The 25,234-nt window shown below is 36.1% G+C and carries 25 protein-coding genes and 1 riboswitch; of the genes, 20 read left to right on the top strand and 5 right to left on the bottom strand.

The window, feature by feature from the left end:
* The first annotated feature begins 149 nt into the window (after positions 1-149).
* Positions 150-2,318, top strand: coding sequence for a hypothetical protein (locus J3U14_RS03130; RefSeq protein WP_267349749.1), 2,169 nt, complete (start codon positions 150-152; stop codon positions 2,316-2,318).
* Between the two features lie 49 nt (positions 2,319-2,367).
* Here the strand turns inward: J3U14_RS03130 and glyA are convergent, their stop codons facing one another.
* A complete protein-coding gene (gene glyA, locus J3U14_RS03125; RefSeq protein WP_267349750.1) occupies positions 2,368-3,624 on the bottom strand; it encodes a serine hydroxymethyltransferase in 1,257 nt (418 codons plus the stop codon).
* A gap of 382 nt (positions 3,625-4,006) precedes the next feature.
* On the opposite strand from glyA, the gene J3U14_RS03120 reads away from it, so the two are divergent.
* The 13 genes from J3U14_RS03120 (at position 4,007) to thiD (ending at position 16,078) form a co-directional block, all read left to right on the top strand.
* The gene (locus J3U14_RS03120) at positions 4,007-5,449 is read left to right on the top strand and encodes an LTA synthase family protein (protein ID WP_267349752.1); all 1,443 of its coding nucleotides are present in this window, start codon (positions 4,007-4,009) and stop codon (positions 5,447-5,449) included.
* Between the two features lie 7 nt (positions 5,450-5,456).
* Positions 5,457-6,080, top strand: coding sequence for a LysE family translocator (locus J3U14_RS03115; protein ID WP_267349754.1), 624 nt, complete (start codon positions 5,457-5,459; stop codon positions 6,078-6,080).
* A 211-nt stretch (positions 6,081-6,291) separates the two neighbouring features.
* The gene (gutQ, locus tag J3U14_RS03110; protein WP_267349756.1) at positions 6,292-7,254 is read left to right on the top strand and encodes an arabinose-5-phosphate isomerase GutQ; all 963 of its coding nucleotides are present in this window, start codon (positions 6,292-6,294) and stop codon (positions 7,252-7,254) included.
* Positions 7,255-7,438: 184 nt separating this feature from the next.
* Positions 7,439-7,960 carry a shikimate kinase AroK gene (aroK, locus tag J3U14_RS03105; RefSeq protein WP_065558794.1) on the top strand — a complete coding sequence of 174 codons (522 nt, stop codon included), beginning with the start codon at positions 7,439-7,441 and terminating at the stop codon, positions 7,958-7,960.
* Between the two features lie 70 nt (positions 7,961-8,030).
* Positions 8,031-8,840: an SPOR domain-containing protein gene (locus J3U14_RS03100; RefSeq protein ID WP_267349759.1), complete on the top strand. Its 810-nt coding sequence runs from the start codon at positions 8,031-8,033 to the stop codon at positions 8,838-8,840.
* A 46-nt stretch (positions 8,841-8,886) separates the two neighbouring features.
* Positions 8,887-9,702 carry a Dam family site-specific DNA-(adenine-N6)-methyltransferase gene (locus J3U14_RS03095; RefSeq protein WP_267349761.1) on the top strand — a complete coding sequence of 272 codons (816 nt, stop codon included), beginning with the start codon at positions 8,887-8,889 and terminating at the stop codon, positions 9,700-9,702.
* Between the two features lie 45 nt (positions 9,703-9,747).
* Complete coding sequence (rpe, locus tag J3U14_RS03090; RefSeq protein ID WP_267349762.1) at positions 9,748-10,425, top strand: ribulose-phosphate 3-epimerase; 678 nt, start codon at positions 9,748-9,750, stop codon at positions 10,423-10,425.
* Positions 10,418-11,113, top strand: a complete 696-nt coding sequence (locus J3U14_RS03085; RefSeq protein WP_267349763.1) for a phosphoglycolate phosphatase — start codon at positions 10,418-10,420, stop codon at positions 11,111-11,113. The genes rpe and J3U14_RS03085 overlap by 8 nt, the downstream gene beginning before the upstream one ends.
* A gap of 24 nt (positions 11,114-11,137) precedes the next feature.
* Positions 11,138-12,133, top strand: coding sequence for a tryptophan--tRNA ligase (trpS, locus tag J3U14_RS03080; protein WP_267349765.1), 996 nt, complete (start codon positions 11,138-11,140; stop codon positions 12,131-12,133).
* A 123-nt stretch (positions 12,134-12,256) separates the two neighbouring features.
* Complete coding sequence (trkA, locus tag J3U14_RS03075; RefSeq protein ID WP_220215588.1) at positions 12,257-13,618, top strand: Trk system potassium transporter TrkA; 1,362 nt, start codon at positions 12,257-12,259, stop codon at positions 13,616-13,618.
* 68 nt (positions 13,619-13,686) lie between these two features.
* Positions 13,687-13,787, top strand: a riboswitch (TPP riboswitch).
* Between the two features lie 45 nt (positions 13,788-13,832).
* Positions 13,833-14,618: a hydroxyethylthiazole kinase gene (thiM, locus tag J3U14_RS03070; protein WP_267349767.1), complete on the top strand. Its 786-nt coding sequence runs from the start codon at positions 13,833-13,835 to the stop codon at positions 14,616-14,618.
* A gap of 12 nt (positions 14,619-14,630) precedes the next feature.
* On the top strand, positions 14,631-15,272 hold the full coding sequence (thiE, locus tag J3U14_RS03065; protein ID WP_267349768.1) for a thiamine phosphate synthase: 642 nt from the start codon (positions 14,631-14,633) through the stop codon (positions 15,270-15,272).
* 8 nt (positions 15,273-15,280) lie between these two features.
* Positions 15,281-16,078, top strand: coding sequence for a bifunctional hydroxymethylpyrimidine kinase/phosphomethylpyrimidine kinase (thiD, locus tag J3U14_RS03060; RefSeq protein WP_267349871.1), 798 nt, complete (start codon positions 15,281-15,283; stop codon positions 16,076-16,078).
* Positions 16,079-16,245: 167 nt separating this feature from the next.
* Here the strand turns inward: thiD and J3U14_RS03055 are convergent, their stop codons facing one another.
* Together J3U14_RS03055 and J3U14_RS03050 are read right to left on the bottom strand one after the other, a co-directional pair.
* Positions 16,246-16,449 carry a heavy-metal-associated domain-containing protein gene (locus J3U14_RS03055; protein ID WP_267349770.1) on the bottom strand — a complete coding sequence of 68 codons (204 nt, stop codon included), beginning with the start codon at positions 16,447-16,449 and terminating at the stop codon, positions 16,246-16,248.
* Positions 16,450-16,468: 19 nt separating this feature from the next.
* A complete protein-coding gene (locus J3U14_RS03050) occupies positions 16,469-16,672 on the bottom strand; it encodes a hypothetical protein (RefSeq protein ID WP_267369568.1) in 204 nt (67 codons plus the stop codon).
* A gap of 622 nt (positions 16,673-17,294) precedes the next feature.
* Here J3U14_RS03050 and J3U14_RS03045 point away from each other — a divergent pair.
* Positions 17,295-17,738, top strand: coding sequence for a DUF3597 domain-containing protein (locus J3U14_RS03045; RefSeq protein ID WP_267349771.1), 444 nt, complete (start codon positions 17,295-17,297; stop codon positions 17,736-17,738).
* A 91-nt stretch (positions 17,739-17,829) separates the two neighbouring features.
* Here the strand turns inward: J3U14_RS03045 and pth are convergent, their stop codons facing one another.
* Together pth and J3U14_RS03035 are read right to left on the bottom strand one after the other, a co-directional pair.
* Positions 17,830-18,414: an aminoacyl-tRNA hydrolase gene (gene pth / locus J3U14_RS03040; protein WP_324100926.1), complete on the bottom strand. Its 585-nt coding sequence runs from the start codon at positions 18,412-18,414 to the stop codon at positions 17,830-17,832.
* An 86-nt stretch (positions 18,415-18,500) separates the two neighbouring features.
* A complete protein-coding gene (locus J3U14_RS03035; protein WP_065558808.1) occupies positions 18,501-19,448 on the bottom strand; it encodes a ribose-phosphate pyrophosphokinase in 948 nt (315 codons plus the stop codon).
* Between the two features lie 271 nt (positions 19,449-19,719).
* Here J3U14_RS03035 and trmB point away from each other — a divergent pair, with 271 nt between their 5' ends.
* The 5 genes from trmB to galE all read left to right on the top strand — a co-directional run bounded on the left by trmB (position 19,720) and on the right by galE (position 25,203).
* Positions 19,720-20,421, top strand: coding sequence for a tRNA (guanosine(46)-N7)-methyltransferase TrmB (gene trmB / locus J3U14_RS03030; RefSeq protein WP_267349772.1), 702 nt, complete (start codon positions 19,720-19,722; stop codon positions 20,419-20,421).
* Positions 20,422-20,439: 18 nt separating this feature from the next.
* Positions 20,440-21,165: an oxygen-insensitive NADPH nitroreductase gene (nfsA, locus tag J3U14_RS03025; protein WP_220215615.1), complete on the top strand. Its 726-nt coding sequence runs from the start codon at positions 20,440-20,442 to the stop codon at positions 21,163-21,165.
* A complete protein-coding gene (locus J3U14_RS03020; RefSeq protein ID WP_267349774.1) occupies positions 21,165-22,325 on the top strand; it encodes a histidine-type phosphatase in 1,161 nt (386 codons plus the stop codon). The genes nfsA and J3U14_RS03020 overlap by 1 nt, the downstream gene beginning before the upstream one ends.
* 538 nt (positions 22,326-22,863) lie before the next feature.
* Entirely contained in the window at positions 22,864-24,144 is a 1,281-nt protein-coding gene (locus tag J3U14_RS03015) for an MFS transporter (RefSeq protein WP_267349776.1), read from the top strand.
* Positions 24,145-24,183: 39 nt separating this feature from the next.
* Complete coding sequence (galE, locus tag J3U14_RS03010; protein ID WP_267349778.1) at positions 24,184-25,203, top strand: UDP-glucose 4-epimerase GalE; 1,020 nt, start codon at positions 24,184-24,186, stop codon at positions 25,201-25,203.
* Positions 25,204-25,234 lie beyond the last annotated feature (31 nt).

Raw genomic sequence — 25,234 nt, 5'->3', positions numbered from 1 at the left:
TAAAGTTGTGGTCAGCAACTAAACTCAATTCTTCAAAATTTTTTAAAATTTCACAAGCTTAAAATCACTGTTCTCTTTCATTAAACGACTAATACTGTTATATTTATTTACATAAAGGAAATAAAATAAATTTCAGTATGGAGGTTATCATGAGTCATATGTGGACATTTCAGCGTGTAGGTGGATTAGATCAAGTTGTTTTTAAAAACGCCGACGATATTATTAATCTACCCAATCTTGACCCTAAATTATGGGTCGCACTCAGTTGCCCGACGACAGGGCTAGATTTTGACAAACGAACATTGGCACTTTTGGATGAAGATCAAGACGGTCGCATTCGCATTCCCGATATATTAGATGCTATCGCTTGGACAAGAGGTAAAATTCACTCTTTTGAAACGATCTTACATTCATCAGATATTTTACCTTTGTCACAAATTAATACAGAAACAGAACAAGGTAAAAAATTATTCATCACCGCTCGCAGCATTCTTGTCAATTTAAACAAAAGTGATTGTGATTATTTAACTCAAGATGATGTACAACAATCTATTAAAATTAATGCAGGCAAACTTTACAATGGTGATTTAATTTTTCCTGCATCCGCCGAGCTATCACCAGAAATGCAAACTTTTATCAAATCAGCAATAAAAATTGTTGGGGCTGAAAAAGATATGAGTGGAGAAAATGGAATTAACATAGATATTGCCAAAACATTTGTTCAAAACTTACAAATATGGCAACAATGGCAAAAGGATATAAGTAATACACAAACACCATTTGGCGAAAATAGTGCTGAAATATGGAACCTTGTTCAAACGCTAAAACCCAAAATAGATGACTTTTTTTTACGTGTGGAACTTGCACAATATGCACCACAAGCACAAACAGCATTGAACGTTGATGAGAAGTATATTGTCCCAACAGAAAATGGGTTATTATCAGACGAAGCGCTAGCCGAATTACCGTTATCAAAAATCGATACCCATAACTCTCTCGATTTGGTCAATGGGCTCAATCCATTATGGAAAGCAAAAATTACACAATTTAAAACACTCGTTTCGCCGTTATTAGCTAATTCTAATGTACTAACAGAAGAAGAATGGCAAAATATTCAAACCAGTCTGGATCCTTACGCCTCGCTGATTAATTCAAAACCTAGTATGGTTCAAACCAAAGTTTCAGTTCAACCAACCGATAGCATTGAAGATTTATCAAACAAAACGATTAAAAACATGGCAAATAGTGATTTATTGGCTCAATTTCAAGAAATGGTTGATCAAGACAATAAGACACCAATTTCAGCCTCAGATGTTTTAGTTTTAGAAAAACTCGTTCTATTTCACAAACATTTGTATCGACTACTCGTCAATTTTACCTCTTTTTCTGATTTCTTTTCACTTGAAAAAAGAGCGGCATTTCAACTTGGAAAACTCTATATTGATGGTCGCTGTGCAACGCTATGTGTTTCGGTAGATAATATTGCCAAACACATTACTATGTCTAACTACTCGGAACTGTGTTTACTTTACTGTGAATGTACCAGACAAGGTGAAAAAAAGGTGATTGCAGCGGCTATTACTGCAGGGCAAGGTGATTTACTTATCGAAGGTCGTAACGGTGTATTTATTGACAATGAAGGTAATGATTGGGATGCTAATGTAGTTAAGATTATTACAAAACCAATCAGTATCCAACAAGCTGTTTGGGCTCCTTATCAACGTATTGGTCGCCTAATTACTGAACAAATTAATAAATGGGCAACCAGCAAAGATGCCGATATCGAAAAAACCGGTACGCAAGTCTTACAAAATCCAGATACCAAATTTGATATTGGTAAAAGCGTGGGTATATTTGCCGCAATTGGCTTAGCACTTGGTGCAATTGGTACTGCTTTAGCGACCATTTTCCAAGCACTATTTTCATTAAGCTGGTGGCAACTTCCTTTGGTTATTATTGGATTATTTGTCATTATATCGGGGCCTTCTGTGATTTTAGCTTGGTTAAAATTAAGACACCGTACACTTGGACCACTTCTTGAAGCATCCGGTTGGGCAATTAATGGGCAAGTGAAAATAAACTTATTATTAGGTGGATTACTCACTAGTAAAGCAGAATTACCGAAGAATGCAAAACGTAATTTACGTGACCCAATGAGAAAACGTCGTAATAAATTTGCTATTGTATTTTGGATAGCTTTAGTATTAGGTATTGGTATAACAGGTGGGTGGTTATGGCATAAAGGTCATATAACACACTTTATAGAACAACAAAAGCAAGAACTTATACAAAAAACCACAGACACAGAAAAACAATAAAAACAAATCTATCATTATCGCCGATAGTGTCGGCGATAATGATGGTATCTTAATGTTGATAAACAGGGAATTGCCGACATATCGCTAATACTTTTTCTTTTACGACTTGGATCGTTTGTTCATCATCAATATTATCTAATACATCGCAAATCCAATTAGCCAATTCACGAGACTCCGACTCTTTAAATCCTCGCCTTGTAATCGCAGGTGAACCAATACGAATACCAGATGTGACAAAAGGACTTTGCGGATCTTTTGGCACACTATTTTTATTCACGGTGATATTTGCACTTCCTAATGCTGCGTCAGCTTCTTTACCTGTAATTTTTTTATCGACTAAATCAATCAAAAATAGATGATTGTGTGTTTCACCAGAAACGACTTTATAGCCCCGTTTTAAAATCACATCAACCATTGCTTGTGCATTTTTAACGACTTGTTGTTGGTATTGTTGATAAGCTGGTTCCATTGCTTCTTTCAATGCCACCGCTTTTGCTGCAATGACATGCATTAAAGGCCCACCTTGCGCACCAGGAAATACCGATGAATTTAATTTTTTATAAAGATCTTCACTACCACCTTTTGCCAAAATTAATCCGCCTCTTGGTCCACCAAGGGTTTTATGGGTTGTTGTGGTAACCACATGCGCATAAGGAACAGGATTTGGATAAACACCTGCTGCCACTAAACCTGCAACATGCGCCATATCCACAAATAAATAAGCACCCACACTATCAGCAATTTCACGCATACGCTTCCAGTCAACAATACCAGAATAAGCAGAAAAACCGCCAATAATCATTTTAGGTTTTGACTCATTAGCAATGGTCGCTAACTGTTCATAATCAATACGACCTGCCTCATCAACACCATAGGCAACAACATGATAAAGCTTGCCTGAAAAACTAACCGGTGCACCATGGGTTAAATGACCACCTTCAGATAAATTCATACCCAGTACTGTATCGCCAGGATTTAATAACGCGGTATAAACAGCAAAGTTAGCTTGCGAACCTGAATGGGGTTGTACATTGGCATAATCAGCACCAAATAACGTTTTTGCTCTTTCAATAGCCAATTTTTCAACAATATCGACATATTCACAACCACCGTAGTAACGTTTACCTGGATACCCTTCTGCATATTTATTGGTTAACTGGGAACCTTGTGCTTGCATTACTCTTGGGCTGGCATAATTCTCGGATGCAATTAATTCAAGATGATCTTCTTGACGTTGTTCTTCACCCTTAATGGCATCCCACAACTCCTTGTCATAATCGGCAATAGTCATTTCTTTACTAAACATTTTGACTCCTTATTTTCAATTACATTGGCTTTTAGGCTGTTGGTTAACTTTACGCTTAAAAATCACGATGAATTATCCTTACCTATCCAACATTTTATTTCAATCTTTTTTATGAGTTATAAATAATATTTATAGAAATAAGATTATAAAAATCTTGATAGGCTAAATATCCGATTAATTCACCAAACGGTTATAATTTAACCTTAACAAAAAAATGTGATTTTTTAATTTATTTGTTGATAAATAACAGATTAATTACACTCAAAATTGTCAGTTAACAGCATTCTATCTGGCTATTGAGATAAAAATACTCGCTGCTTTTTATTTTTCATAATATTAAGTATATACTTATGCAAAAGTTAATCATTGAGTATTTTGTTCTATGCCACTTTCGACATTAATTGTTTTACCTCTTTTAATTATTACCGTCGTGGTTGCCTCTTTTTTTAAACGCAAAAAGTGGCAACTGCTGGTGATCAGCCTGTTGACAGTTTTTGTAGTCATGGAGTTAACCTCAATCTATTTTAGTGGCGGCTTTATAGACTACCAGTTTTACGTCAATTTAAATATCAATGACATTATACAAGGGTTATTCATTTTTAAATTACAAGCACTCTTGGTGATTGTTGTTTTTTTGGGTTTTGTATTTTTACTGTTTAAGTTAGCGAGTTTATTTAAGCGAAAATGTCATCCATTACTTCGTTTGGTATTGGCTATGATTGCCATTATTAGCATCAGTTATCACAATGGACCGTTAAGCCGTTTATACGAAATTTATCAAGTGACAAACGCACCTCGTGAATCATTCGAACAAGCACTACAAACGCTCAATATGACAGATTACACTAATAAAAATCAGTTAATTAGTCATAAAGGAAAAAATATTGTCATCATTTCGTTAGAATCGTTTGAACAAGGTTTTTTAGATTTTGCGGATATCACACCGCATTTAAGACAATTACGTCAAACATATACTTTCTTCCCGAATATGCCAATGAGTGTTGGTAGTAGCTGGACAACTGCATCAATGTATACTTACATGACAGGCGTGCCTTTTTTAATTGGTGGGTACTCAACTTCGCCATTGATGAAAAGCAATCAAACCCAATTAATCAGTTTAGGGGATGTACTGAAACAGGCAGGCTACCAAACACGCTATGTTATGGCTGGCCCTGATTTTGCAGGTATTGGACATACCGCTGAATTACTTGGTTTGAAAGTGATTTCTGAAAAAAACTATATAGGTCAGTATCCCAATGCACCTTTTGGATTATATGACAAAGATATTTTTGATATCGCCAAAAAACAAATTAATGATATGAATGAAGCAAATCAACCTTTTGCGCTATTCATTTCAACTGTTTCAACCCATGCCCCTAACGGATTTTATGATGAACGAATGACATCGGTTATCACACCTAAAGAAGATAATATGTCATTTGTTGCTGCCTCACTGGATTATAACGTTGGACAATTTATCCAATATTTAGAGCATAATGGATTGCTCGAAGATACGGTCTTTTATATTTTTCCGGATCACTTAATGATGGGTTCGGGTACCCCTACTATTCATCGCCTATCTGAAAAAGAGCGTCAACTTTATTTATTAACCAATGCTAAACCTGAAAATTTACATAAATCACCCGATCAAACAATCTATCAAATTGATTTACCAAGATTGATTTTAAATGGTGCTCAAATTAAAAGTAATGCTAAATTTTTAACTGATTATTTAACCCAAACCGACATGGATAAAAAACAGTTTATTGAACAAAATAAATCTAAAATCGCAACGTTAAATCACTCAGCTGAATACGTTAAATAGGTCAAACATGACACTTGATACCATGATCATAGTCACTACCGTCAGTTTTTTGGGAATGATTTCGCCCGGACCTGATTTTTTTCTAGTGCTAAAAAATAGTTTAAGTTATAACCGAAAAATAGCACTACTCACGTGTTTGGGTGTCATTATCGCCATATTAATTCATATGAGTTATTGTGTTGCGGGAATCGCAGTGCTGATTACCGCAACACCCTTGCTTTATAATGCATTACGTTATGTTGGTGCTGTATACCTAATCTGGATAGGCATAAAAGCACTACTTGCCAAAAATAGTGGTACTCGTTATCTAAATTGTGAATCACATGGTAGGATGATCTCATCTGGCACAGCGTTTATTCAAGGCTTTTTATGTAATTTACTTAATCCTAAAGCTACTTTGTTTTTTCTCGCTATATTTACTCAGGTACTTAGTGCTGATTCAACGCTCATTGACAAATTATTAGTGGCACTGATAATTTGGGTAGAAGCGATTTTTTGGTGGCCATTTGTTGTCTTTATTTTTCAAACCCGATCGGTACAACGATGTTACAGTAAAATTCAGTTCATCATTGATAAAATTCTGGGTATCATTATAATCGCACTGGGAATAAAAGTAGCTTTAGGTGGTTAATGCCTCGTTATTTTCCAAATTCTAATACTTAATCGATCATAAATTTATAAGAAACATGATTGACGTAAAAATTAACTCGCTTTCTTTTTGAATATTTCTCTGTTACTTGCTACACTGTTAGCTATCTAATATATATTATTATTTTCAATTTTACTTATTGAAGATCATAAATGGCACAAATACCTTCTAAAAACTCCATAGGTTAATTGAAATGGATAAATTATTAAAATATGGTCGTGAACTTCTTGAATTGGAAATTCATGAAGCTCAAAAGTTACCTAATCGCCTAGGTGAAGACTTTATTACAGCTTGCCAGCTTATTTTAACTGCAAAAGGAAAAATTGTCGTATCGGGTATTGGAAAATCGGGACATATCGGAAAAAAGATTTCTGCTTCTTTAGCCAGTACTGGTAGCCCTTCTTTTTTTATGCATCCCTCCGAAGCGCTACATGGCGATTTAGGAATGGTAAGCGAAAATGATGTAGCAATACTAATTTCTTATTCGGGACGAGCAAAAGAGTTTAATTTTATACTCCCTATACTTGCTTCGATGAAAGTACCGGTGATTGCCATAACTGGCGGTTTAGACTCACCCTTAGCTAAAGCGGCTCAAGCCGTAATTGATATATCGATCGAAAAAGAAGCGTGTCCTATGGGGCTAGCACCTACTTCGAGTTCGACAAATACATTATTAATGGGTGATGCGCTGGTCATAGCCGTCATGCGAGCCCGAGGTTTTAATGAAGAAGATTTTGCTCGTTCACATCCGGCAGGCAGTTTGGGTGCGAAATTACTTAATCAAGTAAAAGATGTCATGAGAACGGGAGATTTAATTCCAAAAGTTCCCCATACTGCAACAGTACTTGAAGCTATGCTTGAACTCAGCCGTACAGGTGTGGGATTAGTTGCAATATGTCAGGATAATAATAAAATTATTGGCGTATTTACTGACGGGGATTTGCGTCGATTATTATTAAAAAATGGCACATTACAAGACAGTATTGAAGCTGTGATGACAAGTCCTGGTTATAGAATACCCGCAAGTTGGAAAGCAACAGAAGCTTTAAAATCATTTAATTATCACAATATTACTGCTGCACCAGTTGTGAATAACGAAGGTGAATTAGTCGGTGCATTAAATATTCACGATTTGCATCAAGCAGGAATTAGCTAAAACTATTAATAAATACCTATTGCAAAAAGGGGCTTTCTATTGAGATAATTACCAACCTAAATTTTTGTCGTTAGACGGAGATACAAGAAAAGTTACACAATTAACTGCTTGTGAAAAGAAAGATCACGGTCAGTTAATATTGTGTTGTAAATTTTAACCAAAATTAATAGATGATGAAACTACAATGGCAGAAAAGCGAAATATTTTTCTAATTGGCCCAATGGGGGCAGGAAAAAGCACAATAGGTCGACAAATTGCACAACAGTTAGGCATGGAGTTTTTTGACTCTGATCAAGAGATCGAAAAACGAACGGGTGCCGATATTGCTTGGATTTTTGACTTAGAGGGTGAAGACGGATTCCGCGCCAGAGAAGAAAAAGTCATTAATGAATTGACTGAAAAACAAGGTGTAGTACTCGCGACAGGCGGTGGATCGGTTCTATCAAAAGAGACACGTAATCGTTTATCTGCTCGTGGGATAGTGGTCTATCTTGAAACAACCATTGAAAAACAGATGGCAAGAACTCAAAAAGACAAACGGCGTCCATTATTACAAGGAGGAAATACCCCTCGAGAACTCTATGAAGAGCTTGCTGATGAACGTGAACCACTTTATCAAGAAATTGCTGATATCACTATTAAGACAGATGAACAAAGTGCTAAAGGTGTAGCTGGTTATATCATCGATAAAATAGAGCAAATTTAAGCTACTTATTATCAAGATAATGACTGATACTGAAATAGTAATAGTGTAGATGTCAAGTTAAGGAGTAAATATGCGTGTAGATAAAGATGACCGTTATATATCAGAAAAAGCGAATAAAGACTCTACAACTTCATTCAAATTACCAAGTTTTCTTAATTATTTTTCCAAGAAAAAATTAATTATTCTTGGTTCTGCTATGGTAATCTTTTTCTTAACGCTAAGTTTTGTGATATTAAGTTCTTCAACAGAAAATGAACCAACATCATTGACGTCGCCTGACGTCAATGGTTATTCATCAACAAATATTGAAAACAGCAACAACGCTCAATCTTTAACTGATGAGTTAAACGCATCAAGTAACACACAAACCACCGATTCAAGTTTATTACCCAACTCTACAACTGCTTCAAGATCGAATCAATCATTAGACAGTCAAGAGCCACTAACCAGTAATAGTAATATTGTGGATGAATCAAGGAAAGCTCGTAATCAATCAAATGATTCGACTATAAAAAAACCAACAACATCGTCCCTTTCTGAGAAAAATGGAGCGAATAGTCATAATACTATTTCAAGTCATAACGGAAACAGGAATAAAAACAATACTATTTATATTAAAGATGATGAATACACTATTCAACTTAGTGCTTCATCATCTATTGAAAACTTAAAAAAATTTGTTGAAAAAAATAATATTACTCATTACCAAATTTACGAAACTAAACGTAATAACAGTAAATGGTTTATTTTGATTAAAGGTATATATAAATCATCAGATGAAGCCAAAAAGGCTATAAAATCTTTACCTAGTGCTTTACAAAAGGATAATCCATGGGTCAAATCTGGTGCATCTGTGAATAAAGAAAAAGCTGAAAAATAAAGGATATGGTTCATTTATCCTACCAAAGACAAAATAGGAGTATCCTTTGAAAAAACAACGAGCCTTTTTAAAATGGGCTGGAGGAAAATATGAGCTTGTGGACACCATTAGGCAGTATCTACCAGAAGGAGATCAACTGATTGAACCTTTTGTTGGTGCAGGTTCGGTCTTCTTAAATACCAATTATAAAAGCTACCTTTTAGCTGATATTAACCATGATTTAATTGAATTATTCAATTTATTGAAATCAAAACCAAATGAGTTTATTAATGATCTAAAAATATTTTTCCAACCTCAGAACAATAAGCCTGAGGCATTTTATCAACTACGAGACGTATTTAATTATAGTAAAGATCAGTATTTACGATCGTTATTATTTATTTACTTAAATCGTCATTGCTATAACGGTCTATGTCGTTATAACAACAGTGGACTTTTTAATGTGCCTTTTGGTCGCTATAAAACAATCTATTTTCCTGAGAAAGAGCTAAACTTTTTTGCAAAAAAAGCACAAAATGCGGAATTTATCTGTGCCCCATACCAAGAGGTCATGAAAAAAGCAAAGAAAAATTCTGTGATATACTGTGATCCGCCCTATTTATCGCCAAATGATTCGGCTGGATTTACGGCATATTATTCAAATAATTTTGGCTATGAAGAACATAAAAAACTCTCTAAATTAGCCGAAAAAATGGCTTATAAAAACAATATTCCAGTGCTTGTATCCAATCATGATACTGATTATACAAGAACGTTATATAGTAAAGCTCGCCACCTTTATCGAGCTGAAATGCGACGCTCAATAAGCTGTGATGGTGAAGGTCGAAAAAAAATTGATGAAATATTAGCGCTATACAAATAATCCTAAAAACATTTGAGTATTGGCTTGTATGATTAGAGGTATGTTATGAAAGAGTTTATTATTGCACCGTCAATACTTTCAGCAAATTTTGCTTGTTTAGGTGAAGAAACCCAAAAAGTGATTGAAGCAGGGGCTGATGTAATTCATTTTGATGTCATGGACAATCACTTTGTGCCTAATTTGACAATGGGGTCAATGTTTTGCCAAGCACTACGTGACTACGGAATAAAAGCCCCAATCGATGTCCATTTAATGGCATCCCCTGTCGAAGAACTTATTGTCTCTTTTGCAAAAGCTGGAGCTAGCAATATCTCTATTCATCCCGAAGCAACGATTCATCTTGACCGAACGTTGCAACTTATCAAAGATCATGGTTGTACCGCTGGTTTAGTTTTTAATCCGGCTACTCCGTTAGATCATTTAGATTATGTAATGGATAAAATTGATATTGTGTTATTAATGGGAGTTAATCCTGGTTTTGGTGGGCAATCTTTTATCCCGTCAACATTAAAAAAATTACGACAAGTTAAACAACGTATTATTGAATCAGGGCAAAAAATCAGACTTGAAATTGATGGCGGCGTCAAAGTTGAAAATATTGCAGAAATAGCCCAAGCAGGCGCTGATATGTTTGTTGCAGGGTCTGCCATATTTGGTCAGCCTGATTATAAATCAGTTATTGATGCCATGCGAAAAGCATTAGCAGGAGTAAAATATGCCTAAACTGGATGACATTCAAGCAATAGCATTTGATCTGGATGGCACACTCGTTGATAGTGTACCCGGACTTGCATTAGCAATTCAGCAAATGCTTGCCGACTTACAATTACCTACTGTTAGCAAAGATCAAGTTAAAAATTGGGTAGGTAATGGCATCGATGTTATGTTAGAACGTACCTTTAAAGCAATCGATATTACCCCAACAGCAGAATTGTTTAGTCAAGCTAAAAATTGCTTTAATCAGCATTATGATAAAGTTATCGATGCAGAAACAAAACTCTTTCCACATGTTAAAGAGACCTTAAAAGTGCTTTATGATAATCATTATCCATTAGCACTTGTTACCAATAAACCTGCACAATTTTTACCTGCTTTATTAGAATCATTAGGCATTAAAGAATATTTCAAACTGGTGCTAGGTGGCGGTGATGTTATCAAGCTAAAACCTCATCCTGCCCCACTTTATCAGGTTATGGCAACGTTTGGGCTCTTTTGCGATCAATTACTATTTGTTGGTGACTCGAAAAATGATATCACCGCAGCAAAGAATGCTAACTGCCCTACTGTTGCGTTAAGTTACGGTTACAACTATGGTGTATCCATAGCGACCAGTGACCCCGATTTTTTGTTTGACGATTTCAAAGATATATTAACCTTGTTACCACTGCCTAAAGCTGAGGCAAAAAAATAAGAATGAATAGATTAGGAATAAAATATGAGTAAACCGATTGTATTTAGTGGCGCTCAGCCATCAGGGGAATTAACACTTGGCAACTATTTGGGAGCCTTAAAAAATTGGGTCGCTTTACAACAAGAATACGATTGCGTTTATTGTATTGTAAATCAACATGCCATCACAGTACGCCAAGATCCACAGAAGCTACGCAAAGCAACGCTCGATACCATGGCGCTTTATTTAGCATGTGGCATTGATCCTCAAAAAAGCACTATATTTGTACAATCTCATGTACCTGCTCATGCTGAATTAGGGTGGGCATTAAACTGTTACACTTATTTTGGTGAACTCAGTCGCATGACCCAATTCAAGGATAAATCATCACGACACGCTGAAAATATTAACGCAGGGCTTTTTGATTATCCTGTATTAATGGCAGCTGACATTTTATTATATCAAGCTAATTTAGTACCGGTGGGTGACGATCAAAAACAACATCTCGAACTATCACGTGATATTGCAATGCGCTTTAATGCCCTGTATGGTGACATTTTTACTGTTCCTGAACCCTTTATCCCTAAAGTTGGTGCAAGAGTAATGTCTTTACAAGACCCAACGAAAAAAATGTCTAAATCCGATGAAAATCGAAACAATGTGATTGGCTTACTTGAAAATCCTAAAGACATCGAGAAAAAAATCAAACGAGCGATGACCGATTCTGATGAACCGCCTGTTGTACGTTATGATTTAAAAAATAAAGCTGGTGTATCAAATTTATTAGATATATTAACTGGCGTAACAGGAAAACCAGTCACCGAACTTGAAAAAGAGTTTGAGGGTAAAATGTATGGACATCTTAAAACGGAAGTGGCGACACAAGTGATTGATATGATAAGTCACTTACAAGCACAATATCACCAATATCGTGATGATGAAGATTACCTCTATTCAATCATGAAAGAAGGCGCTGAAAAAGCTCGAGCTAAAGCGGATATCACATTGAAAAAGGTCTATGACGCTATCGGTTTTGTATAGTCTGAAATCAAAAAAACATGATTATTATTAACACTAAACAGTATTAATTAGCTTTGATATAGGCATTGATTATCCTAATGACAATCAATCCGATGAAAGCCATTTAATTAAAATAGGTTAGTTATGAAGATTATCATTCTTGGGGCAGGACAAACAGGCAGTGCGCTTGCAGAATATCTTGTTACTGAAAAACAAAACGATGTCACTGTTGTCGATGAAGATCATGATAAATTGCAATCTTTGCAAGAACGCTTTGATTTACAAGTTATTTGTGGAAAATCATCTTATCCACAAGTATTAGAGAGTGCTGGCGCGGAATCGGCTGATATGCTTGTTGCCGTTACCAACTCTGATGAAATCAACATGATGGCATGTCAAATAGGGCATGTCATGTTTAATATTCCGCAAAAAGTGGCGCGTATCCGCGCACCGGAATACAATGATGAAAGATATCCTTTTTTTAATAAAGAGTGTATCAATATCGACCATATCATTGCACCAGAAAACCTTATTACCAACCATATCAGTCATCTTGTTCAATATCCAGGCGCATTACAATTTGCCTCATTCAACGATACCCGTGTATGTCTAGTCGCTGTTATGGCATATTATGGTGGCGCGCTAGTTGGCAGTGAGCTATCAGAACTTAAAGAACATCTTCCGCATGTTGAAGCTAGAGTCGTTGCTATCTACCGTAAAAATCGCTTTATTCGTCCTCTAGGTTCCACCTTAATTGAAGCTGGTGATATGGTGTATTTTATTACTCCGCCAACCAATATCAAAGCCGTGACCAGTGAGCTACAACGTTTAGAAAAACCTTATAAACGAATTATCATTAGTGGCGGTGGCGGCATTGCGCTTGCACTGGCTAAGCGTTTAGAAAATGATTATCAAGTCAAACTAATTGAACGCAATGCCGAACGAGCAGAACTCATTGCTGAACAGTTACTTAATACCACGGTATTACATGGCGAATCATCAGACCAAGAATTGCTATCCCAAGAACAGATTGAACTGACAGATCTTTTTATTGCGGTAACCGGCGATGATGAATCCAATATTATGTCATCGATGTTAGCGAAAAGAATGGGCGCAAAAAAAGTCATCGTTTTAATCCAAAAACAAGCTTACCTAGAACTCATTAATGATAGTGTGATTGATATTGCTATTTCACCTCAACACGCCACTATTTCTGAACTTTTAAGTCATGTCAGACAAACAGGCATCGTCAAAGTTGTATCACTACGACAAGGCGAATCTGAAATTGTGGAAATCGTTGCGCATGGTGATAAAGAAAATTCAAAACTGGTCGGAAAAAACATCAATGGATTAAAGCTACCGTCTGGGGCAACAATCGGCGCAGTTGTACGTGATGAAGATGTTATTATTATCAACACGGATTTAACGATTGAAGAGAATGATCACCTAATTATTTTCTTGCCGGATAGAAGAGCGATTACCGATATCGAAAAATTGTTACAATAACATTTAAATCGAAATTTTCTATTATACAAACTTGTTAAAAGCCAATAGGCAGTTCATAATATAAGCATAATTTTGACTCGGGGTGTTTTTTATTCATTAAAAAACTGAGAGTTTACCCGTTGAACCTGATCTGGATAACACCAGCGTAGGGAAGTCTAGCCATTCAACTTTACAATAGGCAAATTCTTCCCGATAAATCAAATAAGGAATGAACATGTCAGTAACCACATCGCTTCAAATCACACAAGTTACACCTTTTATTAATCTTGTCAAAACGCAACGCCCATTAGTTCATTGTATAACAAATGATGTTGTACAAAATTTTACTGCTAATGTCCTACTTGCTATTGGAGCTTCACCAGCAATGATTATTGCTGAACAAGAAGTGGCTGAATTTGTTAAAATTGCTAATAGTTTACTGATTAACATCGGTACAATTAATCACAATACCGCCAAAAGTATGCTACTTGCAGCAAGCCAAGCTCAACAAAGCCAAACTCCATGGGTACTTGATCCTGTTGCCGTTGGTTCGGCACTTGTTTATCGTACCGAAATTGCGTATCAATTATTATCATTTAAACCCACCGTTATTCGTGGCAATGCTTCGGAAATCTTAGCGCTAAGCGGTCAATTTGCATCATCAAAAGGCCCGGACAGTCAAGACTCGACAAAATCCGCTTTACAATATGCAAAACAATTGGCACAAGACTACCAGACTATCATCGCCATGACTGGTGACATTGATTATATTACTGATGGTCATACGACTTACGCTATAGCAGGCGGTGATATTGCTTTAACCAAAATTACCGGAACAGGCTGTTCCTTATCTGCTATGGTTGCAGCGTTTATTGTAAATTCAACCGATCCACTTTTAGCCACAGCAGCCGCTTGCTTTATGATGAAAAAAGCTGGAGAAAAGGCAAATAAACAGCTTGGATTAGGCAGTTTTGCCGTATCGTTATTAGATCAATTATCACTATTTTATTCATCATACTAATAGGGACGTAGCATGCAGAAAAAGTTGGATCTTACTCTCTATTTAGTGCTCGATCCGACACTATGTGGAGGAATCAGTGGCATGGTAGATACCACCAAAATTGCCGTTGCCAACGGTGTAACCGCCGTACAATTACGATCAGAACAAGAATTGACAGGCAAAGATTGGTATAAAGCTGCTTTAGCCTTGAAAGAAGCACTCAGTCAGACATCGGTACCGCTATTGATTAATGATCATGTGGATATTGCTTTAGCTGTCGATGCAGATGGTGTGCATGTTGGTCAAAATGATTTGCCCGTTGATGTAGCTCGCCGATTGATCGGTAAAAATAAATGGTTAGGACTATCTGTTTCGAATCAGCAACAACTTGAAACCGTGCCTTGGCAAAACGTCGATTATATTGGAATTGGTCCTGTCTATCCGACCTCGACCAAGAAAGATGCTTCCTCGGCACTTGGTATTGAGCAGTTAACTCAATTAGTCAAAACCAAACATTGCCCTGCTGTTGCCATTGGTGGTATCGACGTAACAAAAGTTACAGAAATAATACAAACAGGAATTGAAGGCGTTGCAGTCGTATCGGCTATTTGTGGTCAATCCAATATTGAACAAGCAACCACCTTACTAATCAATAAAATAAATCAAGCTAGATAGGAAGCAACATCATGACAATTACAGCCCTAACTATTGCTGGTTCAGATCCCAGTGGGGGAGCTGGCATCCAAGCCGATCTCAAAACGTTTTCGGCACTTGGTGCGTATGGCATATCTGTCATTACCGCGTTAACCGCACAAAGTACCCAAGGTGTTGATGCGGTATTGGCAATTCCCACCGAATTTATCGAAGCAGAATTTAACACCTTATATCAAGATATCCACATTGATAGTGTCAAAATTGGTATGCTAATGAATAAAGAAATTGTCACAACTGTCTATCAGTTATTAAAAAATCATCCTATACCATCGATTGTACTTGATACAGTTATGATCGCTAAAGGGGGGCATGCACTTTTAAAACCCGATGCCATTACCGCCATTCGAGAACAATTATTGCCATTAGCAACAATTATTACACCTAACTTACCCGAAGCCGCAGCGCTTTTAGATTGTGATGAAGCGAAAAATGAAGATGAGATGCTAAAACAAGGGCAAGATTTACTTAAACTAGGTTGTAAAGCGGTTCTAATGAAGGGAGGGCACTTAGCCAGTCAAGAAAGTCCCGATTATTTAATTACCTCAGACCAAACAATCCGGATGACATCGCAAAGAATTCAAACGAAAAATACGCACGGTACAGGTTGTACCTTATCAGCCGCTATTGCGGCTTTATTACCTAAAAACAGCTTAGAACACGCGGTTAAACAGGCGAAAGAATATCTTCACGGAGCCATACGACATGCTGATGATTTAAATATTGGTAAAGGGATTGGACCAACACATCACTTTTATCGTTGGTGGTGATTCAAAAACACAATTGACGCATATTTGCGAACACTCTCTTCAAATTTTTCAAAATATGAGTGATTAAAAGAGGATGTAAAGTAGGTTTTGGACGTTTTAAACGTGTTAATGAAAACAGATAAATAAAAAAACTAACGTCCAAATTTGTTTGCTTTAATATAGGTTAATTAATATGAAATACCTACAAATTCATACCCAGCTTCATTGATAGCCGCTATAGCGGCTTCTTGTGAAATGGTCCCGCCTTCGATATCAACTTCATGTTTAGCCAAATCAATCGTTACTTTCGCTTTTGGATCAATATCGTTAATCGCTTTAGTAATCGTATTAACACAATGCTGACAACTCATATTATCGACAATTAATTTCATAGTTGACCTCTCTTTTCAATTAAATCTTATCAGAATTCGGATCGCCCAAATTAGCGTAGGCTTTATAATTGTGTTCGATCCATTGACCCGCATTATTACTCGTTTGATAATAATCAAGCCCAGTAATTTTCATCATACTTTGTGGGAAACAAAAAAGATTGCGTACAGTAAAAAATGAAGCTAAATTTTTTGAAACGTCCACAATATTGTTTGTAAAAAGCATGCTTCAGTTACAAAGCCACAATGACATTATTTCTTTTATCATACACAATTTTTTATTCTGATAAAACTGGCTCTGACATATTATCATTTTGCGTATAAGGTATTGGCTTTGACATATCAAATTATTGCGTGAATGTTGCGAATATTTTTTTGTTCAACGTTGTCATCGCAATACTTTTTAAAACTAGAATTTGTCAGGCATGACTTTTATCGTTTCGATTTACTCATTTACGTGATTCACTTTAGCTTCAAATAAACTGGAATTTATAGGACACAAATAAAAACATCTCAATCATCTTTTCATGTTCAACACTTGGAATCATTATCAGATAACAAACTGAACAATCTAGAATTAATAGCATCATTTTCACTAATAGTGAATGGTTAACAATCTAAGTTTATCCATGGTTATCATAATTTAAAACGCCAAGATAATTTTTTTATAGAAAAATTTATTCATGCATTTAATTTATTTACTCTCTGAATTAACAACAAAAAATGCTATAAATCCAGAACTTCTTTGACACTATTGCTTGTTAAACGTTATACTAAAGGCGATATTTTGTACATCTGAATAGTTAAGCACTTTTTTCAAAAGCAGTTTAAACATAGGGGGGTGTAATTTGGGTATCTTAAATAATATTTTTTCTAAAATCTTTCCAAGTGCTCAAGCGGCTGTCGGTAATGTCGCTGATGCCGTTAAAAATCAAGTCAACAGCATTACCGGTCATGATAAAGATGCCGCGTCAAATAATCAGAATCAAGACCAAAATCAAAATCAACAACATTCAGACAACCAAACGCCCATTTCGGACGTGGATGTGATGTCAATTCTTAATAATTTAGCGAGCAAATTTCCTGAAAAACTTAATTGGAAAACATCGATTGTTGATCTTTTAAAATTATTAGGAATAGACAATAGTCTAGATGCTCGTAAAAGATTGGCAAAAGAACTTAATTACACGGGTAGTACAGATGATACCGCTGCAATGAATACTTGGTTAATTAAAGAAGTATTTAAACGAATTGCCGAAAAAGGCGGTAATATTACCCATCTATTTTCTTAATCAAAGATTGTTACGTGATTTGTTATCCACCTGGTCTTCGGGTGGATTTTTTATATAGCATATTGTAATTCGTTCGACTCAATCAACGGCATTACGCTTTAAACGAGTGTAATCGATTCATTGCGGCTTCAAAGCTTTGTGATAATAAAATATCCGTGCAACGTGCAGATTCATCAATCGCTTTATCTATTAGTTCTTGCTCGGGCTTAGAAGGTTTATTTAACACAAAACCGACCACTTTATTTTTATCACCCGGATGCCCGATACCGATTCTTAATCGATAAAAATTTGGATTATTGCCTAATTTGCTAGCAATATCTTTCAAACCATTGTGACCACCATGACTTCCGCCAAATTTAAATTTCGCAATACCCGGATTTAAATCAAGTTCATCATGAGCAACTAAAATTTCTTCGGGTTTTATCTGATAAAATGAAGCCATCGCTTGAACAGCTTTACCACTTAAATTCATAAACGTGGTAGGCACTAATAAACGTATGTCATGTCCTGCGATATTGATACGTGAACTATAACCAAAAAATTTAGGATCATTTTTTAACGGTTGTTGATAACGTTGTGCAAGCAAATCAACATACCATGCCCCTGCATTATGTCGAGTTTGGGCATATTCATTTCCAGGATTGGCCAGTCCTACAATAAGTTTTATGGTTGTCATGATGTTTTAATTGTTAGCTGTTGTTACTTGAAGATGTTAAATTAAAAAGCCCCAAAAAACGGGGCATCTTTATCATTAAAAATCAATTATTGATGGAACATTGCAGAAATCGATTCTTCGTTGCTTATGCGACGAATTGCTTCTGCTAACATTCCTGATAATGTTAATTGACGTACATTTTTCAATGCTTTAACTTCCGCTGTTAATGGAATAGTATCACAAACGACTATTTCATCAATGGCTGAGTTTTTAATATTACTGACGGCTTTACCCGAGAAAATCGGATGCGTTGCGTAGGCAAATACTCTTTTAGCACCACGTGCTTTTAATGCATCAGCGGCTTTGCAAAGCGTTCCTGCTGTATCAATCATATCATCGACTAAAATACAATCTCTATCAGCAACATCACCAATAATATTCATCACTTCAGCTTCATTCGCTCGTTGACGTCGTTTATCGATGATCGCCATATCGGTGTCATTTAACAGTTTTGCAATAGCACGAGCTCGCACCACCCCACCAATATCCGGAGAGACAACAATTGGGCGTTCAAAATCACGTTGAAGCATATCTTCTAAAATCACAGGGCTACCAAATACATTATCCACTGGCACATCAAAAAAACCTTGGATCTGTTCAGCATGAAGATCAACCGTTAATACTCTATCAACACCGACAGTTGATAAAAAGTCAGCAACCACTTTAGCTGTGATCGGAACCCGTGCAGAACGCACTCGACGATCTTGTCTAGCATAACCAAAATAAGGAATAACAGCGGTAATACGACCTGCAGATGCTCGACGCATTGCATCAATCATAACAAGCAATTCCATTAAATTATCATTGGTTGGTGCACAAGTTGATTGAATGATAAAAACATCCTCACCACGGACATTTTCATTAATTTGAACGTTCACTTCTCCATCGCTAAAACGACCAACAACAATATCACCAAGAGAAGTATAAAGACGATTAGCTATACGCTTTGCTAGCTCAGGTGTAGCATTGCCAGCAAAAAGCTTCATATCAGGCACGAGAAATCCTCAAGCATGTAATCATGATTACGTATCCGTAATCGGTTAAATCGGAGTGACAATTATATAATCATTTGGTGATCATGCTCAACCACATTATAAAAAATTATCAAAATAATTTAACCTGCCTAGCAAAATAGTGTAAGAGTCCATGGGTAATCAATATGTTTTTTGACGTCAACTTAAAATCGAGTAAACTAAGTAATCATCGCTATTTTAGGGTAGCTTTCAATTAGTTTAAATCAATTTTACAACACAAGTAGATAATCTAATGGCAGAACAATTACATACAGATATTGAAGAACAAAAACCGAAACGAACAATACGCAGTTTTGTGCTACGACAAGGTCGTTTGACCAAAGGTCAAGAACAAGCATTACAAAATTTATGGCCCGTCTTTGGTGTCGAATATAATGCGGGATCGCCCATTCACTTTGAACCTAATCAACACGTCGTTTTAGAGATTGGATTTGGTATGGGCGCATCACTCATCGAAATGGCAAAAAATGCCCCCGAGAAATCTTTTTTAGGTATTGAAGTACATAAACCGGGTGTCGGAGCTTGTTTAATGGCGATCGAAGAAAATCAATTATCAAACTTAAATGTGATGTGCCATGATGCAGTCGAAGTTTTAGAAAACATGATTGCAGATAATTCATTAGATAAGGTGCAAATATTCTTCCCTGACCCTTGGCATAAAGCAAGGCACAACAAGCGTCGAATTATTCAGCCTGCTTTTGTCGAACTTATCAGACGTAAATTAAAAGTTAATGGTATTTTACATCTAGCAACAGATTGGCAACATTATGCCGAACATATGCTTGAGCTGTTAAATCAAGCGACAGGTTATAAAAATTTATCATCAACAGGAGATTATATTCCAAGACCAGCAGACCGACCTATTACCAAGTTTGAAAAAAGAGGTCAAAATCTTGGTCATGGTGTTTGGGATTTACAGTATCAAAAACAATAACGTTATTAAGGAGCCGTTATGGAAAATCAAACTCTTGATTTCATTTATCATCGTCGTTCAATTCGTGCTTATAAACCCACCCCATTGACGCAAAAGCAAATAGCATCGATGATTCAAGCAGCACAATCGGCTCCGAGTTCTAACTTTCTTCAATGTTCAACCATTATTCGTATCACAGACAGTGATAAGCGAAAAAAATTAGCTCACTATTCAGGTGATCAAAATTATATTTATCAAGCTCCCGAATTTTGGGTGTTTTGTGCCGATTTTAATCGACATTTTCAAATTGATGCAACGATTCCTCTTGAACGAGCCGAACAACTTTTAGTCGGTTGTATTGATACCGCCTTGATGGCGCAAAATACGGTTATTGCAGCGCAATCGTTAGGATTAGGTACAGTCTATATTGGTGGTTTACGTAATAATATATCTGAAGTGACACAATTACTAGCCTTGCCAAAATATGTTATCCCCCTTTTTGGTCTCTGTATTGGGTATCCAGATCAAGAACCCGAAATGAAACCAAGATTACCGAGTGAATTAATCTTTTTCGAAAATCAATATCAACCAATCAATCAGACATTATTGGCACAGTATGATGAGCAAATAGAGGATTATTATCAAACTCGTAGTTCTAATCAAAAAGAAGGCGGATGGAGTAACAAAATAGCTGAAACGATCTACAAAGGACAACGAGAATTTATTCTCAACTATTTACATCAACAAGGCTGGGTGAAACAATAATGAACAATCACTATCAATTGGATAAAGTCGTCATATTAAGCCGACATGGAATCCGTACACCATTACAAAATACACTTGAATTTTTAGAACAAGCCACGCCGTTTAAATGGCCTAAATGGGATCATCCTTATGGTTATCTAACTACCCGAGGCGGTGCGCTAGAAGTTTATTTTGGACGATACTTAGCGACATGGCTTGAAAATCAACATATTCAATACCAAGCAACTTCTTCTGATGTGTTTGTGTATGCAAATAGTTTACAAAGAACCGTTGCTACAGCTCAATTTTTGACAGCAGGTGCTTTTGCCGGATATGACATCCCCATCAATCATAAATACCCTATTGAAAAAATGGATTCCATGTTTGATCCTAGTTTACGTAACGATTCTGACGAATTTAAACAAGCTGTTATTAAGGACATTGATGAAACTGTTACAGCAGAATCAATCTATAAAAATTTAGCGCCTGCTTATGAAATTTTAGCCGATATTTTAGACTATAAACATTCTAAATTTTATGCACAATATCAATGTGATTTAGCCGATATTCCTGTTGAAGTTTATTTGAAAAAGCATGAAGAACCTGCTCTGTTAGGTGCATTAGCGATTGGTGTTAGTGCAGTAGATGCATTTTTATTACAATATTATTCGGGCTTTCCCAAAGAACAGATTGCGTGGGGAAGAATCAACAGCCAAGCACAATGGCAACAACTTATTCAGATACGTAATCAATATCTAAACTTAGTCTGTCGAACTAAAACGCTTGCCAAACATTCCGCTGCAGAATTGATTAATATGATAAACAATCTTATGCATCATGATGATCGAAAAATTCATTTACTTGTGGGACATGATAGTACCATCGCTTCATTATTCGGCGCATTAGACTTTGAACATTATCAGTTACCGAATCAATATGAAACAACACCAATCGGTGGTAAGGTAATTTTACAACGTTTTCGTCATTTAGAGTCTGGAACACACTATTTTAAAGCCGAATACGTTTATCAAAGCTTTGAACAACTATTTACCGGTGCTCAAATCAGTATGAATAACCCACCACAACATTTTACGTTGCAGCTTAAAAATGCCATGCAAAATCAAGATGGATTTTATGACTGGCATGATTTTGAGCAGCGTTTAAACATGTTTAAAGGATGATTTAATCAATTCACTTCTCACGTCAGCATTTATCCTACATGGCGTGAGATGATTTTAACATTTAGCTCCCTGTTATGGTTAAATACCTCTGTTATATTATCTCACCTAATCACTAGCCCCTACCTTATCTTCAAGGAGTGGATAAAATAGATAAAAACGGCTTCTTGTTTGCCAATGTAATCGATACCATAAAAGTTATCTTATTTTCGCTCAACATGTAAACTGCATATTAACGCTATATTTCATTTCGTTATAAGCAGAATCGCCTCATGAATAAATTGATAATATTAAATAGAATAGAGTTATCTTCTTGGATTCTTTGAGTTGAATTAAAACATCGTCATCAACAAAACATCTTACTCATAAACAACAAAAATAATGTAATCGATTTCATAAAGTGTTATCTAGATCACTTTTTTCATTATTTTATGGTGATACTATCCACCATAAAAGAGAAGCAAGTTCATCCATAAAAAAATATGTAAACGATTTCCTAATGAATGAAGGTTCATTCAAATTCGATTAAAGGAAGTAAATTATGAATCAAAATACTAAGTCAGCAAGGCATAATAAGAATTATTGGATTTTCAGTTTTTATTTCTTTCTCTACTTTTTCATCATGGGTGCCTATTGCCCATTCTTTCCCGTTTGGCTGAAAATGAACGGGCTTGATGAAGCAAAAACTGGCTATGTTTTTTCGTTTATTTCATTTTTTGCACTACTCTTCCAACCTTTATTCGGTTTAATTTCAGATAAATTAGGACTAAAAAAACATCTCCTTTGGCTTATTACTCTACTGTTAGTCTTGTTTGGACCATTTTTTATTTATGTGTTAGGGCCACTTCTACAATTTAATGTTACTGTCGGTGCGATAGCTGGAGGGTTTTATCTTGGCATGGTTTTTAGTGGTGGTGCGCCTGCTATTGAAGCCTTAGTTGAAAAAATAAGCAGACGCAGTGGATTTGAATTTGGGCGTTGCCGTATGTTTGGCTGTTTTGGTTGGGCAATTTGTGCATCATTTGTTGGAATTATGATTTCGAAGAACATTAATGCGGTTTTTTGGCTCTGTTCTGGTTTTGCATTATTTCTACTTATTTTAGTGAAATTAGCCGATCCCGCTAAAACTTCCACCACCGATATCGTTGAACAAATGGGATTAAATAAGCCTGAATCCTTTAATTTTAAACTCGCAGTCGATTTATTAAAAATGCCGAAACTTTGGTGTTTTATGCTTTATATAATTGGCGTCGCCTGTACTTATGATGTTTTTGATCAGCAGTTTGCAAACTTTTTTACGTCGTTTTTTTCCAGTGAACAAGTCGGTCAAGAAGCCTTTGGTTATGTCACAACTCTCGGTGAAATTTTAAATGCAACCGTCATGTTTTTTGCTCCATGGATTGTGAAAAAAATTGGTAGCAAAAATACGTTATTAGTTGCCGGTGCTATTATGTCAATTCGTATAACTGGCTCAGCATTTGCCAGCAATGCAGTTGAAGTTATTATTCTAAAAACCTTACACATGTTTGAAGCGCCACTATTACTTGTCGGGGCATTTAAATATATTACAAAACACTTCCCTCTACGATTATCGGCAACCGTTTATTTGATTGCATTTTGTTTTGCTAAACAACTTTCAACGATGTTTATGTCCACACTTGCAGGTCTAATGTATGTCGAAATTGGATTTACAGGAGCCTATCTGGTGCTTGGTTTGATTGCATTTAGTTTTACATTTATTTCATCTTTCACTTTATCCGGACGAGGACCTTGGGATCTATTCATACCTAAAAATAAACACCCGTCTGAAATACAACAATAACCAAATTTTTAACAATTTAAGATAAATTGAGGTTTCTATATGAAAGTATTCGTTACTGGTGGTTGTGGATATATAGGAAGTCATACCTGTGTTCAATTGATTAAAGCAGGTTATACGCCAATTGTGATAGATAATTTATTCAATAGTAAAGCATCGGTATTAAAAAGAATCCAACAAATTACGTATCAGCCAATCAATTTTTATCAAGGTGATGTACGAGATGCCAATTTATTAGCGCAAATTTTTAATGAACATGATATTCAAGCAGTGATCCATTTTGCGGGTTTAAAAGCCGTCGGTGAGTCGGTATATAAACCACTTGAGTATTATGAAAATAATGTCTATGGTAGCATTGTGTTAATGAAGGCAATGCGTGATGCAGGCGTCAAACAATTAGTTTTTAGTTCATCCGCAACCGTTTACGGTGAATTAGCCCCCGTACCTTATGTTGAAACCTTGCCACAAGGTTTACCAACCAGCCCTTATGGAAAAAGTAAGTTAATGGTCGAACAATGTATTATGGATTTGGCTATTGCCGAACCTGATTGGTCATTGACTTTACTACGCTACTTTAATCCTGTGGGGGCTCATCCTAGTGGATTAATAGGCGAAGATCCTCTTGGTATTCCTAATAATCTTATGCCATTTATTACCCAAGTTGCTGTAGGAAAAAGAGAATCATTGGCGGTGTTTGGAAATGATTATCCGACGCAAGATGGAACGTGTGTTCGTGATTTTATTCATGTTGTTGACTTAGCTGATGGTCATATCGCCGCATTAAAAGCTGATCATAATCAACCCGGTGTCCATATTTACAATCTAGGATCAGGTGTTGGGTATAGTGTTTTACAAGTCATCGAAGCATTTGAGAAAGCGTCAGGAAAACCGTTAAAGTGGCATTACGCACCCCGACGTGCGGGCGACCTACCCGCATTTTGGGCAGATGCAAAAAAAGCAGAACAGATACTCGGGTGGAAAACCCAATTAACGCTTGATGATATGGTCAAAGATTCTTGGAATTGGCAATCGAATAACCCACAAGGTTATCCTCAAGATTAATGAAAAAGATGAATACCAGCAATATGTTAAA

This window comes from Gilliamella sp. B3801 (assembly GCF_026536645.1).
Lineage (GTDB): Bacteria > Pseudomonadota > Gammaproteobacteria > Enterobacterales > Orbaceae > Gilliamella > Gilliamella apicola_I.
The sequence above is the reverse complement of the archived record's forward strand: the minus strand, read 5'-3'. Positions and strand labels throughout refer to the sequence as shown.